The organism is uncultured Capnocytophaga sp., from assembly GCF_963525585.1.
Taxonomy (GTDB): Bacteria; Bacteroidota; Bacteroidia; order Flavobacteriales; family Flavobacteriaceae; genus Capnocytophaga.
This window is the reverse complement of sequence record NZ_CAURLX010000013.1, coordinates 31,957-45,900: the sequence shown is the minus strand read 5'-3', so window position 1 is coordinate 45,900 and position 13,944 is coordinate 31,957. Positions and strand designations below refer to the sequence as shown.

Genomic DNA, 13,944 nt, shown 5'->3' with positions numbered 1-13,944 from the left:
TTAACATCGAAATTAATAAAAAGGAGCTAATGGATAATTGCAAGGCTTCTTGTGGCCATATCAAGCTAAATAATGGGAGAATTCAAACCAAGTTAGAACAATTCTGTACGCTAAAGGGCTATTTGTTCAGCGGTACTATAAAGAAGACGGAATATATAGGGCTAACTCGTACTACAGTGCAATACTTATGCGTCAGTACGCCTAACGCTCCAACAGCCCCCGTAACAGTTGTTAATACCCCTAATACAGAATCCTATTTTACTCAACAAGTATATTCCCTAATGGATAATATATCTAACGAAATAGATTTTTAATATGGAAAAAGAAGAAATAATTGATAATAGAAAGGATTTCAAATTAAAAAGTTTTGTACTTCAATTTGAAAGGGGGTATAGCTTCAAGGATTTTCCTGATGAGCAAATAGATAGATATGAAGCATTTGTAGAATTTGAAAATGGCTTTAAAGAAAAATATACCATAAAAGCGAATAATTCAATTTCAGAAGAAATAATGAATATAATATCTAAAAAACTTGCTGAAAATACAGATGCTCTATTTAAAAATATTAAAGAATGTTTAAAATGAATTGTTGAAAAATGCTAACTGAATCTGAATACAAGAAAAATCTAGAACTTTATCTCAAGGCACATCTATATTGTTGCCGTAAGGATATTCGTGTATCTTCTGAATGTGTTGCGTATGGGAGTTCTCTTGTGAGAATTGTTGTTCAATATGGAGGAAAAAAGATATATTCTTCTAAATCATATACGCAGCAGAAAGATTTATATTCAACTGGAGAAGATACGCTAAAGAGATACGAGGTATGTATGTATTTTTATCGAAAGTTAAGTAAAACACAAGATAAACAGACACAAAATAAATAACTAAAATAAAATGAAAATTCTTAAACCTATAAAAACCAAAAAGGATCTCTTCTCACTGTACCTCTCCCAGTATAGTGAGAAGAATATACGTGCCTATATTAATGATATTATCAAGCAGTACAGACCTAAAGCCAACGCCTACTGTAAGAACGTGAGCAGTCAGGAGTTTCTTACCTTTGTTGAACTCTACGGCTTGCCAAATGGGTATATACTCTCTGAGGAACTCCAAAACGAGATAAAGACAAGAAAACTAAAAGTGTAATCAATTATTCTAACAACTATTACTGTTGTTGCAATAATAATTAATAAATATTAAATGAAACCTAATTCTAAAGAGTGGCAACGAACTCCCATATCTTATTATGGTGGCAAGCAGACTATGCTTCCTTATATATTACCTCTTATTCCTCCTCATTCTGTATATACAGAGTCTTTCTTTGGTGGTGGCGCTGTGTTTTGGGCTAAAAAAAAGGCTAAAATTGAGATTATTAATGATTTTAATGCCAATGTATATAACTTTTATTTTGTCCTGAAAAACAAATTTTCCGAATTAAAATCATTAATAGAATCCTCTATTATCAGCCGTGATGTGTATAAATCTGCATTAGTTATCTATCATTCTCCTTTTTTATTCGATGAAGTCAAAAGAGCGTGGGCGTTTTGGTTCGCAACCAATTTTGGCTTTTCGAACCAAATTGGAAATTGTCGTATCACTTCACACGGAAAAAATTCTACGTGTTTAAATAACAGAATTGCTTCATTTACAGATGATTATTCCGAAAGATTAAAGGGAGTGCAAATAGAAAATAATTATGCTGTAGAGATTATCTCTCATCACGATACGGATAGCACTTTTCATTATGTAGATCCTCCTTACATAGGTGCTAATCAAGGGCATTATGGTGGTTATGAGCAATCACATTTCAATGAGCTACTTGAAACACTTTCTCGTGTCAAGGGTAAATTTCTATTAAGTTCTTATCCTAACGAAGATCTCAGCATATATGTTGAAAAATGTAATTGGCGTCAAAAAGATATACAATTACATTTAGGAACCTCTAATATAAAAGGAAAAAAAAGAAAGGAAGTTCTTACTGCTAATTATGATATTACCCAAGGATCTTTTTCTTTACCATTATTTTAGTTTGTTATGCTCCTTGTTTTTATCAGGGAGCATTTTTTTAAATGGAAATTAAGAAAATATTAACTCGATAACTGCCCTAAACTGCCTCAAACTGCCCTAAACTGCCCTAAACTGCAGAAAGAATATTCCTGTTCTCTACCTTTGCATTACTGAAGTCGAAAAAATGCAAACACTTAACCAAGCTCTCTATCGTGATGTACGTTCGGACTATCCTTCGGATATATTCCCGAAGGTGGCTTGTAAGCGTACTGAGCTGGGCGATGGTGATACGTTCTTTTCTGTGAAACAGATAGTAACAACTATTAATGATTATTATTTTCAGTGTGAAAAAATAGCGAAGCTCCTCAAGGGCAAGTCCCTCTCTATCTCTTGTCGGAATGTACATCAATTTCTATACAGCCATTTCCAATACCACGCTGATAGCGATGTACAACAACTACGTTCTCCTGCTTGCTCTTGGGCGCAACGCTTTACGGGGATTGACTGCAAGAGTTACACAATTCTTGCGGGGGCAATCCTTAAGGCTATGGGGTATAATAGTTTTGTCAGACAAATCAAACAGCCATATAGCCTATATCCTGATGATTTCTCGCACGTATATCTAGTTGTACCTATTTCTCAGGAAGATAATGACTTGAATAAAGGATATTATGTCATTGACGGGACGATTCCGACAATGCAAGAGACTCCTTATTCTGACAAATCAGATGAAATTGTACTAGCGATGAAACATATAGGACTTAACGGTACGCAGAATACACTTTTTGGGTTTGCTCCCAAAAAGGGTCTTCGAGCTACAGATGATGGAAAGGCATATAAGGGTTATGAAGGAAGTAAAACTGAGAATATAGTAAAAGACGGGAATAAGGTAATTGGAGACTTATTTAACGTTGCTGGAACCGTTAAAGATGGAATAGATAAATTAACGGGTAAAGGTAATAATCGTCCTAATCCTGCTAATCTTCCTCCTACGGCTAACTCTAATGCATATGACAGACAACAAAGTAATAATGCTCGTGAAATAGAAGATATCAGGAATAGGAACTATAATAATTCTAACCACAGTCAAATTACCCCTGTTCCTAATACTCCAAGTACTCCTGATAATCCCAAGGATAATACAGTCATATATGTAGTTGTTGGAGGAGTGGTAATCTTAGGGTCTATTGTAGCCTTTACTATGATGAACAAAAAGAATAAGTGATGAGAGTAGGTTATCTTATTCCTAGTAATAAAAGAGGTCTCAAGGGAGCTCCTGGTCAATCAGAGGTTACTAATACCAGTTATGATCCTGTTATTAATATGACTTTTTCTGAGTATGAGAGTAACTTAAAGGATCACGCAGGATTGTCTAGTAGTGTTCATTCAGCAATAGGAGTAGCTATATTAACGGCTATTAAAATAGGAGCTCTTTCTAATTCTTGGAATCCTGTTGGATGGATTTTAGGGGCTGTAGCGACAGTTATTACATTGGCTATCAAGTTAGGTGTATTTGATTCAAGCCACTCTTGGGATGGAGAAAGGGCTAAAGTGTGTTATGATATAATGAGCGTTCATTATGAGAAGAACGTACTAGGAGAGCGTACCGGAAGACTTGTTGATGGGAAGCCTGAATTTACAGGAGGTCTTACTCAATTCTTTTCTACTACAATGGCACACGATGAAACGGCTATGGCTATGATGAATAAGACTCTTATTGGTTTAGCTATTTACAAAGGATTCTTTAACAGAGTAAGGCAAGCTAATTGGGACGAAGTTAGTACGGCTCATACGCAGCAACTCAAAGAAATTGCAGAAAGAATGTATGATAATTTTTTGGACAAAATTAATAACTATAAGAGTGTTTATTCTATAGAATTTATCCAGAAAAACATCAAACTATCAGATCCTTTTTTTGATGATTATTGTATAGAATTGAATCTTTTCCACGAAAAAATGGATAAAGATAGAATATTAAGAAAGGATATTACAGTTACGGTAACCTTAGTTCTTTTAAAAAGAAAGCCTGAAGCTATAGGTTGGATGATTCCATTTAGTGATTTTGTGGATGCCAATAGTTCTAATGCTCACGTTTTTGAGAAATTATATAAAGAAGAGTCGCAAACACACAAAATGGCATTAGGAGGAAGGGATGTAATAGAGCTTCTCAAATTAAAAGGTTTTATGACAACTGAAGAGGCAGAAATATATTCGGGAAAACTTGATAATGAGTTGAAAGGTAAGCCAGCTATATTTAATTCTCTTTCTCAGAAAAATGTTCCTGAAACAAAAGTGAATAGTAGCCATCAAGTTAATCCTGTGGTTCCTAATAAGGATGCTAAAGGACAAAATCCTGTTGAAAAACCTACAACCCAAATAAATACGGGTGTTCCAATCAAGGAGGCTAAAGAACAAAAAATAGCTGAAAAACCTACTCCCTCAATAAATACGGTTGTTCCTAACAAGGATACTCAAGGACAAAATCCTGTTGAAAAACCTACAACCCAAATAAATACGGGTGTTCCAAACAAGGATACTCAAGGACAAAATCCTGTTGAAAAACCTACAACCCAAATAAATACAGATGTTCCTAACAAGGAATCTCAAAAAATTATAGGTGAAGAAAATCAACGTTCTTATTGGTGGGTGTGGCTCTTAATTCTAGGAGCGGGAGGATATATTATTAAAAATAGAAAGAAGCAAGAAAGATGAAAAGTGTATTTGTGGAATCTCTAGGAGATCTTCAATTTCTAAAATACGAGTTTGCTCCTAGAGTGCGTTTTTTTATCAAAGAAGTTCATCAGCAGATGAATGCTTATAATTCTGAATTTTTTGCACAATGTAAAAAAGTGAGCTCCTCTACTGGTTTTGAAAAAGAAGCCTTTGATACTGGAGAGCTACCTTTAGAGGTGAAAAACAAGATGATAGAACAAGACCTTTTCAAGCCTATTCTATCAGGAATTGAACTTAAGTTGTTGGCTAATAGAATAAAGTCTTTCTGTGATTATCATTCTTCTTTCTGGAATAGGAATATTCTTAATGTTTCTTCTGTACAAAAGAATGAAACTCCAGAGGAACGCAATAGAAGATTTTATGAAAAACTCCCGTTGGAGAGGACGTTAAAGACGAGAGCGTTATTAGGAGATGCGTTATATTATACTTTTTTTGTTCCTTTTGCGTCAAAAATTAATAAAAATAAGCTCTTTTTTGATAGTAAGGTTCCGTTTCTTAATAGGCTTTTTTATAAGCCTTATTATATTGAATATTACAATTATACGGGAGATGATGTTAATAGTTATGGAGTCGTAGAAAGGGATTTAATCGCCACAGATATAGTAGATAGGATTCCTCTTTTGTCATCAATATTACGTCTAGGGTCTAATTTTTACAGATTAGGTTCATACACTGTTAAAGAAGTTCTTACTGAGTTCTTTTATTTCTATTTTTTAATGAATAATAGTCATATTAAATTGGGTGAGGCTTATAGACATCAGTCTCCTGCTACCAACTATTATTTCTTTAGCAAAAAAGACTTCTATACGCTCTCTGAAGAATGTGTGTTTGCAAGAATATACGATTTTTTCAGCAATCCTATAGCAGTGGGGAGTAATAGAAATGATATTTACAAGATAGAAAAAAATTCTATTGTCTGTGATTATTTTTCTACATATAAACAAAAGGTAAGTCAAGGGTCTTTTAAAGAGAGGGTAAGGAATTATGAGCCAACAAGGACAATGAACTCTATTTATTCGTACGATCCGACTATTCCTTTAGAACACTTTATTCGTCGAATGTCTTCTCTCATAAAGAGTGGAAATATAATGGAATTATATCCCAATTGGAGTGGAAAAGTATATAATGGAGAACTATTAAAGTTTGGAGTCAATGATTATCTTAATACAGATTTGAATTCTTTTGTGAAGAAGGTTCAATTAAGAGAACAACTAGCTCCTACTGGATTTGTAACTTTATCTATTTAATTTAACTATGCTACACCCTTGTATGCCCCAACCTACTCCCGCCAAGAAAGTTGAAAAGGTCTCACTGCCAGCGGTTAAGGATCCTCCTGAGCTGATATATATCAGGGAGGTTCCTGTAAAAGATGATAACAAAGAAACAAAAGAAACACTAACACTAACAAATTATAAAATAAAATGGTGGCACGTAGCCCTAGCCTTCGTACTGGGATATAGCCTTGCCTCCTCTAATTCTTCTAATTCTAAATAGGTTTAAAGATTTAAAGATTATGAAATTTAACAAACCAAAAACCGAGAATCTGACCGGAGCCCTTGTGATAGGAGGTTCCGCAGTGGCAGGAGTAGCTGCCTCTAACTTGCTAGTAGCAGAACTAACCGCTAAGTCCTCTGGCGATGCTAAGAAGGACTCCAATAGAAAAAAACTTGTAAAGGGAGGAGCGGTAGTTGTGTCTCTTCTTGCTCTAGCGTGCGTCGATGGTAATGATACAGGCGCCAATGCGGTGCGTGGAGCCCTTATAGGTGTTGCGGGAGCACAGGGAATTTCTCTTGCTCGTGAGTTTTCCGAAGAAGGAAAAACTAGCGAGACAATGAAAAAAATTCTCGGACTCAGATGCCCTTGCCAAGAGGACGGATTGCGCCAGCCTGACTGGTCCAGCTGGAGACCTACCTATGAGGATATTTCCTACACAGAAGTTTCTGAAGAGCCTGAGGAGCTTCCTGCTCGTAACCCTCTAGTAGGATTCACCCCGAAAGAATCCTATCTATAAGATTAATAAAAAGTAATTTTAAATTTAAAATTTTAAAAAATGGACAACAGACAAGTTCAATTAGAGCGTGCGAATCACGTTCTTACCGCAATGGGAGTAGATACTCGCAATGCAAAGGTTATGGATAGAACTCAGTATATCACCTTTGATGCCAAAGGAAAGAGTTCTGTTGTATTGTTGATTGATAGCAATACAAAAAAGTTGGTGGGCGAAACCTCTTTTGATGCTAACAAGCTCAACAAAGGTCGCTACTTCGTTATTGATGCAGCCCGTGTTCTTATAGAGGACAAGGCGGGTTCTTTAAAAGAAGCTAATTGGAAGAGTGAAGCTCTTGCTTCTGTGCTCAATTCTGAGTTCAAAATCGCTCAGGACGAAGATCTATTATTGCTTCCTGTATCTGATTTGCTATACACAAGAATTGGTCAAGGAGACGAAAACGGATTCCGTAGTATTGCCTCTGCTCCAGTTATTGTGCCAGAGAAAGAAATCAACCTTTCTTGGCAATTCCCACAGGGAGCTAATGTACCAGACTCTCAGACTCAGTTCGTCCGTATCGAGCTAAGAGGATTTGAGTTCTTAACTAACTAATATTTTTCTGTAATAATTATCAATGAGAGAGCCTTGCCCTGTAAGGCAGGGCTTTTTTGATAAAGTAAATTAAAAAAATATGATAACTAAAGAAGAAGTATTCAGCATCGAAATAGCGGTAGGATCCAAGGCTAACAATGTCTTTATAACTCCTATTGCTGGACGAGTAATAGGACTGCTCATCTACCACAATAAAGGAAGAGAGCTTGTAGCTAATGCAGGGCTCAAGGCTGATGATGGAACCTATATATCAAAGATGCAACATATAGAGAACTATCGTTCTCGTGAGTGTTGTTATTTTAACGGTTGTAAGCCTGTTGATTTTCAGACTCAGGGGAAGACATATACCTTAGAAATATCCTGTGAGGAGCCTGTAGCGGACAAGCCTTTCCGTGGGCAACTCATCCTTATTTATGAAGACACTCGATTTAATACCTGTGAAAATGCGTAAGACTCAGTGGAATACCCAGAAGGTATATAGTAATACTTACTTTCATCTACAAGGAGTTACATCATTGACGCTCCACAATGCAGGTGAAAGTAAGGTGTTCTTCAGGGAAAGAATACTCGAAAAAGGCGATTATTACCTTCTGGAAGGCGACGGATCTTATTCCGATATTGATTTAGAAATCACTTTTGAAAATGGACAAGGTGAAGCTATTCTTGACTATAGAGCATTGACAAAATGTAACAATTAATATGAAAAAAGAACTCATTGATATTATTAATCGATTAAAAGAATCCCCTAGCGTCCTTATCTCTGTCATTAATAAGGAGACGGGGCAACCTCTAGTTCGTTCATTTTCTAATAAAAAATTCGTAGAAAAGTACGGCTCTGTTGAGGCTTTCTTCAATGAATTGGTAGCTCAAGGAGTATCTCAAATCATTATAGAAGAGAGGCGTCAGCTGGGCAATACTACCCGTTCTTTTTCGACTCCAAAAACTTTTTTGTTATCAGCAAAAGAAGAGCCTGTTCCTGAGGTTGATACGCCTGTTCAGATGGTTCCCGCTCCTATGGCTCAGGTTGCACCACAAGTGCCAATGGGACTTCAAGGATTGGGATTTCCTCAGATAATGGACTTACACGTGAGGGCGCACGATCAGGCTAGGCTGGAAACAGAAAATAAGTTTTTGAAAGAAAAAGCTGAAAAACTTGAACAGGAGATAGCAACTCTTAAGGAAGAGCGAATGGAGAACAAGTACAGCGAGGCAAAGGCGAAAGGAAATAATGAGATGCTCTTGGGAATAATGCAAAATCTTCCTATGCTAATGGGGCTGTTCAAAGGAAGTCCGCAAGGACTTCAAGGAGTGGATGATGGAGCTGGACAGTTGCCTCCTGAAAAAGCCCATTTATTCAATCAGCTTACTCAAACTACTCCTGAAGTAGATTCCTTTGTCTTGAAAGTATTGGAAAATACATATGAAAGTACAGCTTTCTATCAAGAATTAAGTGATTTATTGAAAAAATATGAATCTAAATAAAGAAAAAATGGAAATAACAATAAAAATCAACACAACGAATCCTATTGATGCGAAAAGTAGGCACGAAAAACTACAGGAAATCGCTTTTGTCGATGATAAATGCCTCGCTCTATTCCACGAGATAGCAACAAATGAAAAATTTCGCAAAAAATTCGTTGCCAACGAGAAAACTTTGCGTCTTTTTGCGAAGTAATAAGTATTAACTATTAACTAATTATAAAATTATGCCACTAAAGAAATCACCTTCCCTCAAAGGAGCTGCCGCCGCTACTATTGCGACGGCGGCAGTAGGTAAATATCTGGAAAAACATCCAGAGGTAATTGAGTCTGCGGGGAGAAAGGCTAAAAAAGCGGTGAATATAGGGCTGATTCTTTTTGGACTTTCTATTGTTAGTATTGCGGGAATTGTGAGTTACAAGCTGTATTGGAAGAATAGATTTAAAAAAATGGAATATAGCAGATTGTATAAGCCCGTGAGTATAAGTGAAGGGCTAGCGAAAAGTAAGGCGGATATTCTCTACGCTGCTATGAAAGGAGTAGGGGCTAATTATGATAGAGTGTATAACGCACTGAAAGGTATGGGATACAATAATTATGTTGCAATCTATAATGCGTTTGGAAAAAGACGCCCTGCTACTAGCTTATCTTTAGGAAATGCTCAGGATTTGACGCTATCGGAATGGATTATTAATCAGTTCGGAGGAATATTTGACGGGAACAAACTCGCCTCATTAAGAGCTCAGGTAGGATCTGATTTTTTTTAATCAAAAAACATTATGAAGAAAGAATATATCCTATGGGGAATTTGTGGCGCTGGCGTGCTAACAGCTATTCTTTCGGTAGCTCTCAAGAAGAATAAAACTGAATCCCCTACATATCAAGAAGAAGTCAGACAATTCAACCAAGATAGAACATCTGTATCCGAATATGCTCAGATGCTCCACGATGCTATGAAAGATACTGGTACAGACTTCAATAAAATTCTTAAGGTGATGAGTGAGCTGGATGAGAATAAGATGAAAATCGTATCAGATAGGTTCGGAAAGAGAGCGTATTACAACCGTTTGTTCGGGCTTGTGCCAACCTCTGGTGGGAAAAAACTAACTCTTAAAGAATGGTTCAAAGAGGAGTTGGATTCCTCGCAATACAAGCAAGTTAAGGACAAATACCCTAATTTATTCTAACAATGGACAAAAAAAAAGATTTTTTAACCCATATTCCACAGCCACACCTTTCTGTTAAGAGTACAAAGAGTAATAATGAACTGCTCAAGACAGGAAAGTTTCTTTTGGTGCTGTCTGTAGCTCTATTGGTAGGAGTGGGTATTTACTCCTTGGATAGCTCGCATAAAAAAAATACCCAAAAAGTAACTGTATAAAATAAAATATAAAATGATAGGAATTCTTCATAAGCCAAAATGTATGACACAGCCATCACCTCCCGTAGTGCCTCCTGTATCACCACCTGCTCCACCTGCTCCACCTGCAGAAAAGAAACCATTTGTTCTTCGAACGGATATAGTCCCTTTCATATCTGTAGATCCTCCTTCACCACAATATGCTGGATTAGGCAAAATTCAAGAAGTATTTATCAGTTTAGATGGACAACAGAATGAAATAGAAATACAACTACCTAACACAGGTGGGATACGAGGAAATTTTAAAAATCTTTCCGTTTATCCTTCTGCTGAAAATGTTACTCTTACCGCTAATCATTCCGGACAAATTTTTCACCTTAAAGGAACAAGACCTGATTTGTATAACCTTTCTGCTCAAGAAGTCTTTGATTTGTTGAACTCTGATGATTCAAATCGAATTAGGCTCGAATATGAAAGTGATTCTTCCAGTCCTTTCTTCATTAAATCTGAAGGTCTATGGCTGATTGACGCTACCAAAGTATCTGTGCCTGGTATAGAGGATTTAATTAATCTCCCTACTTATGTCAAGTTCCGATTCACAGGGGATTTAGATTCGATAAGAAAACCTAATAAAAAAAACTAAACAAATGATTACAACAGAAATTATTATATCCTTTCTTTCCACATTATTAGGAGGAGGATTCTTAGGAATGCTTTTCGAGAGAAGAAAAAGAAAATTTGAAACAGATGCGATTGAGGCAGATGTAATGGACAAGATGAGGGATATGTATGTACATTTTATCGAGGATTATAACAAAAAGTACGAAGAACTCGTTCGTGAGAACGAAAAACTTCTTGAAAAAGTTAAAAAGTTGGAAGATAGGATTAATGAATTAACCAAATAAAAAAAAAATGATAGGAATTCCATATAATACAAATTGTACGCTACAACCCGCTCCTTCTGTGCCTCCTCTATCTCCTGCTCCTCCTAAAAAAAAGAAGATATTATCTGTAGATCTCCATTATGTAGCTCGTTTTTACAAAGAAATAAATTATTATACTGAAATAGGAGAAGTTCAAACAGCTACAATCGAATTTAACGGATCTCTTCAAGTAATTGATATAGATCTTCTTTATATGGATGGATTCTTAGGAGAATTTAAATCAATAGCAATGTTCTCTTCTTTCAAAAATATAATGTTGAGTCCATATCCCAATCCTAATGAAATAGCTCCCAAAGCTATAGAACATACATCTGTAGATCTTCTTTCCTCTCCTGCAAGCGATAATTATGAAATGCTAACGGGCGCTCCTTCTGTTAGTCTTGCAATAGAAGATGATTCATTGATTCCCTATTCTTTTAAAAAAGAGGCTATTTGGCTCATTGATCCTAGTCAAATTTCTATGCAGGGAATTGAAGATTTTGATTATAAGCCTACTTATGTGCTATACCGATTCTCAGGTAGCTTAAATTCCATAAGAAAGAAATAAATAAAACAAATTATGCTAAAAAAAACATTTTTATTATCTCTTTTACTAATACTCTTATCTACAGGGTGTAAATCTGTTCGAATAAAAGAAAAAGACGCTGAAAAAATAGAATATACTCGAATAGATAGCATCTTTATCGAGAGAACTTTTCCTCTTCACGATACAATTTTCGTGAATATTCCTTTGATTATCACTGAAAAAAAAGAATGTGATAGTATTTGCCAGAAAGAACTGAATAGATGGCTTCTTTCTGTAGAGGCATCTAAAAAAAATGGTTCTCTTTCTCAAGGAATCTATTTTGATAACGATAAAAATCAATTGGTACTCTATCAGAATGCAGCAGAACAGTTGAACATTTCTAAGAATAAAATAGAAAATCTGTCTCAAGTAAAAGAAAATTATCATATTAAGGAGGTTAAAACACCGTATATTCCTACATTTTTTTGGATAATGACCTTCTTAGGAGCAATTGGAATTATTGTATTTCTATTTTTCATCGTTCAAAAACTAAAAAGTATCATATGAAGCCAAGAACACTTGTTATATTCGGAATTTTAGGGGTTGGAGTTGCTGTTTTCGCCATTTTGCAGGCAAAAAAGGCTCAGGCTATGCGTCTCTTTGAAAAAATTATGTTCTCTTTGAGTGGTATAGGTGATGTGGGAATGGCAAATGGAGGTCTCTGGCTCAAGTTACACTTTGCTCTTACAAATCCTACAGCGGAGGACTTCTATGTAAATACGAACGGAGCTATTCAAGTAAAGGTAATGCGAATGTACCTCTTTGGAGAGCAGATAGGATATGCTACCATTCCTGACTTCTACCAATTAGACCTTCGTGCTGGACAAACTGCAATTCTCAGAGATGTTAAAATAGAAATTAGCCCAATATCATTAGGGACTAAACTTTTTGATTCGATAATGAAAAATAAAAAAAATTGGGCAAACTATACTGAGCTTTTAACCAAAATGTCTTTTGAAATAGACATTGATGCCCTTGGGCAAATATATACCTTGAAACAATCTTTTGCGTAATAAAAACTGAAAAAAATGAAAAATTTTAGAATAGATTCTTATAAAAATAATCCTCTCTACCAGAACAACCCCGGCAATCTTCCTAACAAAGGTATTGACTGGTTTGGAAAAGTCCCTACTGCTCAGCGATTGGGAAATGCCAAGTACGAAGAGTTCTACACTGTCGAGTATGGTATTCGTGCGCTTATGAGGAATATCCGTACATTAATGGATAAAGAAGGACTGAATACAATAGCAAAGTTTTCCAGATCATTTTACCCTGCCACATCGACAAAAAAAGTAGCAATATATGAAAATGCGCTAAGTAAAGCCTTGTCCGTAGATAAGAATAAGGTAATAACTACTTTTGACCAATCCTTTTATATCACGATGGCGAAAGCTATTATCGGGATAGAGATGGGTTCTTCTGTTGCTCAGATAACTGATGAATCTTACATTATTGCTTTTTCTCTTATAAATTTCGAATATGACAGCAAGGGTGGTAATTCTGTCGCTCCTAGTAATAACAAGACCAGCACTCCAAGTGCCCCAAGGAATACTCCAAGTGTGCCTTCTACTCCTGCGCCTTCCACTCCTTCAAACCCCACTACAGATAATTATGAGTCTCCTCGTGAAGAAGGTACTAATTGGTTCCTCTGGGGAGGTCTCGCTGTAGCATTAGGTACTGGAGGGTATCTATTCTATAATTATTACAAAAGAAAGAAAAAATAACAAAAATTAACGTTATGATTGACTTAAGCAAAAATCCAGCTGTTAGACACTTACGAGGACTCAGGAATAATAACCCTGGGAATATTCGTGTGCCAAAAAATCCTGAGCGCAACCCTTGGCAAGGAAGAGTCCCTATAGCTCAGAATACCGATAAAAACAAGGCTTTTGAACAATTTATATCCTTAGAATATGGACTTCGTGCGCTTATGATTAATGCACGCACTCAGATAAAAAAAGGACATAATACTATACGGAAACTTATATATACTTGGGCTCCTCCTCACGAGAATCACACCAACAATTATATAGCCTATGTCTCACAAAAATTACATATCCCAGCCGACCAAATTATCCCTGCTCTTGATAAGAATTTTTTTATCTCATTGGCAAAAGCTATTTCAGAACAAGAAAACGGTGCAACTATTGTTCAACAAGTAATTCCCTACAGTGCCTATGAGGAAGCCTATAGGCTAATGGGAAGTACCTCCTACAGTCCTTTTGAAAAAAAAAACGAATTGGAATCATAGGAATCA

General features: G+C 36.0%; 24 protein-coding genes. All 24 read left to right on the top strand.

The annotated features are described in order from the left end of the window. Nucleotides 1-314, top strand: a 314-nt coding sequence (locus RYK20_RS05015; protein ID WP_314894651.1) for a hypothetical protein, incomplete at its 5' end; no start/stop codon positions are given. Nucleotide 315: 1 nt separating this feature from the next. Further along, a complete protein-coding gene (locus RYK20_RS05010) occupies nucleotides 316-585 on the top strand; it encodes a hypothetical protein (RefSeq protein ID WP_314894650.1) in 270 nt (89 codons plus the stop codon). Between the two features lie 309 nt (nucleotides 586-894). Then, nucleotides 895-1,146, top strand: coding sequence for a hypothetical protein (locus tag RYK20_RS05005; protein WP_314894649.1), 252 nt, complete (start codon nucleotides 895-897; stop codon nucleotides 1,144-1,146). Between the two features lie 54 nt (nucleotides 1,147-1,200). Beyond that, nucleotides 1,201-2,028 carry a DNA adenine methylase gene (locus RYK20_RS05000; protein ID WP_314894647.1) on the top strand — a complete coding sequence of 276 codons (828 nt, stop codon included), beginning with the start codon at nucleotides 1,201-1,203 and terminating at the stop codon, nucleotides 2,026-2,028. Between the two features lie 163 nt (nucleotides 2,029-2,191). Then, the gene (locus RYK20_RS04995; protein ID WP_314894646.1) at nucleotides 2,192-3,232 is read left to right on the top strand and encodes a hypothetical protein; all 1,041 of its coding nucleotides are present in this window, start codon (nucleotides 2,192-2,194) and stop codon (nucleotides 3,230-3,232) included. Next, complete coding sequence (locus tag RYK20_RS04990; RefSeq protein ID WP_314894645.1) at nucleotides 3,232-4,719, top strand: hypothetical protein; 1,488 nt, start codon at nucleotides 3,232-3,234, stop codon at nucleotides 4,717-4,719. Before RYK20_RS04995 ends, RYK20_RS04990 begins: the two co-directional genes overlap by 1 nt. Then, nucleotides 4,716-5,987, top strand: coding sequence for a hypothetical protein (locus RYK20_RS04985; protein WP_314894644.1), 1,272 nt, complete (start codon nucleotides 4,716-4,718; stop codon nucleotides 5,985-5,987). Before RYK20_RS04990 ends, RYK20_RS04985 begins: the two co-directional genes overlap by 4 nt. 7 nt (nucleotides 5,988-5,994) lie before the next feature. Further along, a complete protein-coding gene (locus RYK20_RS04980; RefSeq protein WP_314894643.1) occupies nucleotides 5,995-6,234 on the top strand; it encodes a hypothetical protein in 240 nt (79 codons plus the stop codon). Between the two features lie 19 nt (nucleotides 6,235-6,253). Further along, nucleotides 6,254-6,751, top strand: a complete 498-nt coding sequence (locus RYK20_RS04975; protein ID WP_314894642.1) for a hypothetical protein — start codon at nucleotides 6,254-6,256, stop codon at nucleotides 6,749-6,751. 39 nt (nucleotides 6,752-6,790) lie between these two features. Next, nucleotides 6,791-7,339 (top strand): hypothetical protein, encoded by a 549-nt coding sequence (locus tag RYK20_RS04970; RefSeq protein ID WP_314894641.1) that lies wholly within the window; start codon nucleotides 6,791-6,793, stop codon nucleotides 7,337-7,339. 79 nt (nucleotides 7,340-7,418) lie between these two features. Beyond that, nucleotides 7,419-7,790, top strand: a complete 372-nt coding sequence (locus RYK20_RS04965) for a hypothetical protein (RefSeq protein WP_314894640.1) — start codon at nucleotides 7,419-7,421, stop codon at nucleotides 7,788-7,790. Continuing rightward, complete coding sequence (locus tag RYK20_RS04960; RefSeq protein ID WP_314894639.1) at nucleotides 7,783-8,037, top strand: hypothetical protein; 255 nt, start codon at nucleotides 7,783-7,785, stop codon at nucleotides 8,035-8,037. Before RYK20_RS04965 ends, RYK20_RS04960 begins: the two co-directional genes overlap by 8 nt. 1 nt (nucleotide 8,038) lies before the next feature. Then, the gene (locus RYK20_RS04955) at nucleotides 8,039-8,821 is read left to right on the top strand and encodes a hypothetical protein (RefSeq protein WP_314894638.1); all 783 of its coding nucleotides are present in this window, start codon (nucleotides 8,039-8,041) and stop codon (nucleotides 8,819-8,821) included. 7 nt (nucleotides 8,822-8,828) lie between these two features. Continuing rightward, nucleotides 8,829-9,014 (top strand): hypothetical protein, encoded by a 186-nt coding sequence (locus RYK20_RS04950; protein ID WP_314894637.1) that lies wholly within the window; start codon nucleotides 8,829-8,831, stop codon nucleotides 9,012-9,014. Nucleotides 9,015-9,045: 31 nt separating this feature from the next. Then, nucleotides 9,046-9,585 (top strand): hypothetical protein, encoded by a 540-nt coding sequence (locus RYK20_RS04945; RefSeq protein WP_314894636.1) that lies wholly within the window; start codon nucleotides 9,046-9,048, stop codon nucleotides 9,583-9,585. Between the two features lie 12 nt (nucleotides 9,586-9,597). Next, a complete protein-coding gene (locus RYK20_RS04940) occupies nucleotides 9,598-10,005 on the top strand; it encodes a hypothetical protein (protein WP_314894635.1) in 408 nt (135 codons plus the stop codon). Nucleotides 10,006-10,007: 2 nt separating this feature from the next. Beyond that, a complete protein-coding gene (locus RYK20_RS04935; RefSeq protein WP_314894634.1) occupies nucleotides 10,008-10,199 on the top strand; it encodes a hypothetical protein in 192 nt (63 codons plus the stop codon). A gap of 13 nt (nucleotides 10,200-10,212) precedes the next feature. Continuing rightward, nucleotides 10,213-10,821: a hypothetical protein gene (locus RYK20_RS04930; protein WP_314894633.1), complete on the top strand. Its 609-nt coding sequence runs from the start codon at nucleotides 10,213-10,215 to the stop codon at nucleotides 10,819-10,821. A 4-nt stretch (nucleotides 10,822-10,825) separates the two neighbouring features. Next, the gene (locus RYK20_RS04925; protein ID WP_314894632.1) at nucleotides 10,826-11,083 is read left to right on the top strand and encodes a hypothetical protein; all 258 of its coding nucleotides are present in this window, start codon (nucleotides 10,826-10,828) and stop codon (nucleotides 11,081-11,083) included. Between the two features lie 7 nt (nucleotides 11,084-11,090). Beyond that, nucleotides 11,091-11,669 (top strand): hypothetical protein, encoded by a 579-nt coding sequence (locus RYK20_RS04920; RefSeq protein ID WP_314894631.1) that lies wholly within the window; start codon nucleotides 11,091-11,093, stop codon nucleotides 11,667-11,669. A gap of 12 nt (nucleotides 11,670-11,681) precedes the next feature. After that, a complete protein-coding gene (locus RYK20_RS04915) occupies nucleotides 11,682-12,194 on the top strand; it encodes a hypothetical protein (RefSeq protein ID WP_314894630.1) in 513 nt (170 codons plus the stop codon). Further along, nucleotides 12,191-12,700: a hypothetical protein gene (locus RYK20_RS04910; protein ID WP_314894629.1), complete on the top strand. Its 510-nt coding sequence runs from the start codon at nucleotides 12,191-12,193 to the stop codon at nucleotides 12,698-12,700. Before RYK20_RS04915 ends, RYK20_RS04910 begins: the two co-directional genes overlap by 4 nt. Before the next feature lie 15 nt (nucleotides 12,701-12,715). Then, nucleotides 12,716-13,411 (top strand): hypothetical protein, encoded by a 696-nt coding sequence (locus RYK20_RS04905; protein WP_314894628.1) that lies wholly within the window; start codon nucleotides 12,716-12,718, stop codon nucleotides 13,409-13,411. Between the two features lie 14 nt (nucleotides 13,412-13,425). After that, the gene (locus RYK20_RS04900) at nucleotides 13,426-13,938 is read left to right on the top strand and encodes a hypothetical protein (RefSeq protein WP_314894627.1); all 513 of its coding nucleotides are present in this window, start codon (nucleotides 13,426-13,428) and stop codon (nucleotides 13,936-13,938) included. Nucleotides 13,939-13,944 lie beyond the last annotated feature (6 nt).

Excerpts from the sequence above, each read along its gene's own strand:
- RYK20_RS05010 (WP_314894650.1), top strand. The coding sequence starts at position 316 with ATGGAAAAAGAAGAAATAATTGATAATAGAAAGGATTTCAAATTAAAA.
- RYK20_RS05005 (WP_314894649.1), top strand. The coding sequence starts at position 895 with ATGAAAATTCTTAAACCTATAAAAACCAAAAAGGATCTCTTCTCACTG.
- RYK20_RS05000 (WP_314894647.1), top strand. The coding sequence starts at position 1,201 with ATGAAACCTAATTCTAAAGAGTGGCAACGAACTCCCATATCTTATTAT.
- RYK20_RS04995 (WP_314894646.1), top strand. The coding sequence starts at position 2,192 with ATGCAAACACTTAACCAAGCTCTCTATCGTGATGTACGTTCGGACTAT.
- RYK20_RS04990 (WP_314894645.1), top strand. The coding sequence starts at position 3,232 with ATGAGAGTAGGTTATCTTATTCCTAGTAATAAAAGAGGTCTCAAGGGA.
- RYK20_RS04985 (WP_314894644.1), top strand. The coding sequence starts at position 4,716 with ATGAAAAGTGTATTTGTGGAATCTCTAGGAGATCTTCAATTTCTAAAA.
- RYK20_RS04980 (WP_314894643.1), top strand. The coding sequence starts at position 5,995 with ATGCTACACCCTTGTATGCCCCAACCTACTCCCGCCAAGAAAGTTGAA.
- RYK20_RS04975 (WP_314894642.1), top strand. The coding sequence starts at position 6,254 with ATGAAATTTAACAAACCAAAAACCGAGAATCTGACCGGAGCCCTTGTG.
- RYK20_RS04970 (WP_314894641.1), top strand. The coding sequence starts at position 6,791 with ATGGACAACAGACAAGTTCAATTAGAGCGTGCGAATCACGTTCTTACC.
- RYK20_RS04965 (WP_314894640.1), top strand. The coding sequence starts at position 7,419 with ATGATAACTAAAGAAGAAGTATTCAGCATCGAAATAGCGGTAGGATCC.
- RYK20_RS04960 (WP_314894639.1), top strand. The coding sequence starts at position 7,783 with ATGCGTAAGACTCAGTGGAATACCCAGAAGGTATATAGTAATACTTAC.
- RYK20_RS04955 (WP_314894638.1), top strand. The coding sequence starts at position 8,039 with ATGAAAAAAGAACTCATTGATATTATTAATCGATTAAAAGAATCCCCT.
- RYK20_RS04950 (WP_314894637.1), top strand. The coding sequence starts at position 8,829 with ATGGAAATAACAATAAAAATCAACACAACGAATCCTATTGATGCGAAA.
- RYK20_RS04945 (WP_314894636.1), top strand. The coding sequence starts at position 9,046 with ATGCCACTAAAGAAATCACCTTCCCTCAAAGGAGCTGCCGCCGCTACT.
- RYK20_RS04940 (WP_314894635.1), top strand. The coding sequence starts at position 9,598 with ATGAAGAAAGAATATATCCTATGGGGAATTTGTGGCGCTGGCGTGCTA.
- RYK20_RS04935 (WP_314894634.1), top strand. The coding sequence starts at position 10,008 with ATGGACAAAAAAAAAGATTTTTTAACCCATATTCCACAGCCACACCTT.
- RYK20_RS04930 (WP_314894633.1), top strand. The coding sequence starts at position 10,213 with ATGATAGGAATTCTTCATAAGCCAAAATGTATGACACAGCCATCACCT.
- RYK20_RS04925 (WP_314894632.1), top strand. The coding sequence starts at position 10,826 with ATGATTACAACAGAAATTATTATATCCTTTCTTTCCACATTATTAGGA.
- RYK20_RS04920 (WP_314894631.1), top strand. The coding sequence starts at position 11,091 with ATGATAGGAATTCCATATAATACAAATTGTACGCTACAACCCGCTCCT.
- RYK20_RS04915 (WP_314894630.1), top strand. The coding sequence starts at position 11,682 with ATGCTAAAAAAAACATTTTTATTATCTCTTTTACTAATACTCTTATCT.
- RYK20_RS04910 (WP_314894629.1), top strand. The coding sequence starts at position 12,191 with ATGAAGCCAAGAACACTTGTTATATTCGGAATTTTAGGGGTTGGAGTT.
- RYK20_RS04905 (WP_314894628.1), top strand. The coding sequence starts at position 12,716 with ATGAAAAATTTTAGAATAGATTCTTATAAAAATAATCCTCTCTACCAG.
- RYK20_RS04900 (WP_314894627.1), top strand. The coding sequence starts at position 13,426 with ATGATTGACTTAAGCAAAAATCCAGCTGTTAGACACTTACGAGGACTC.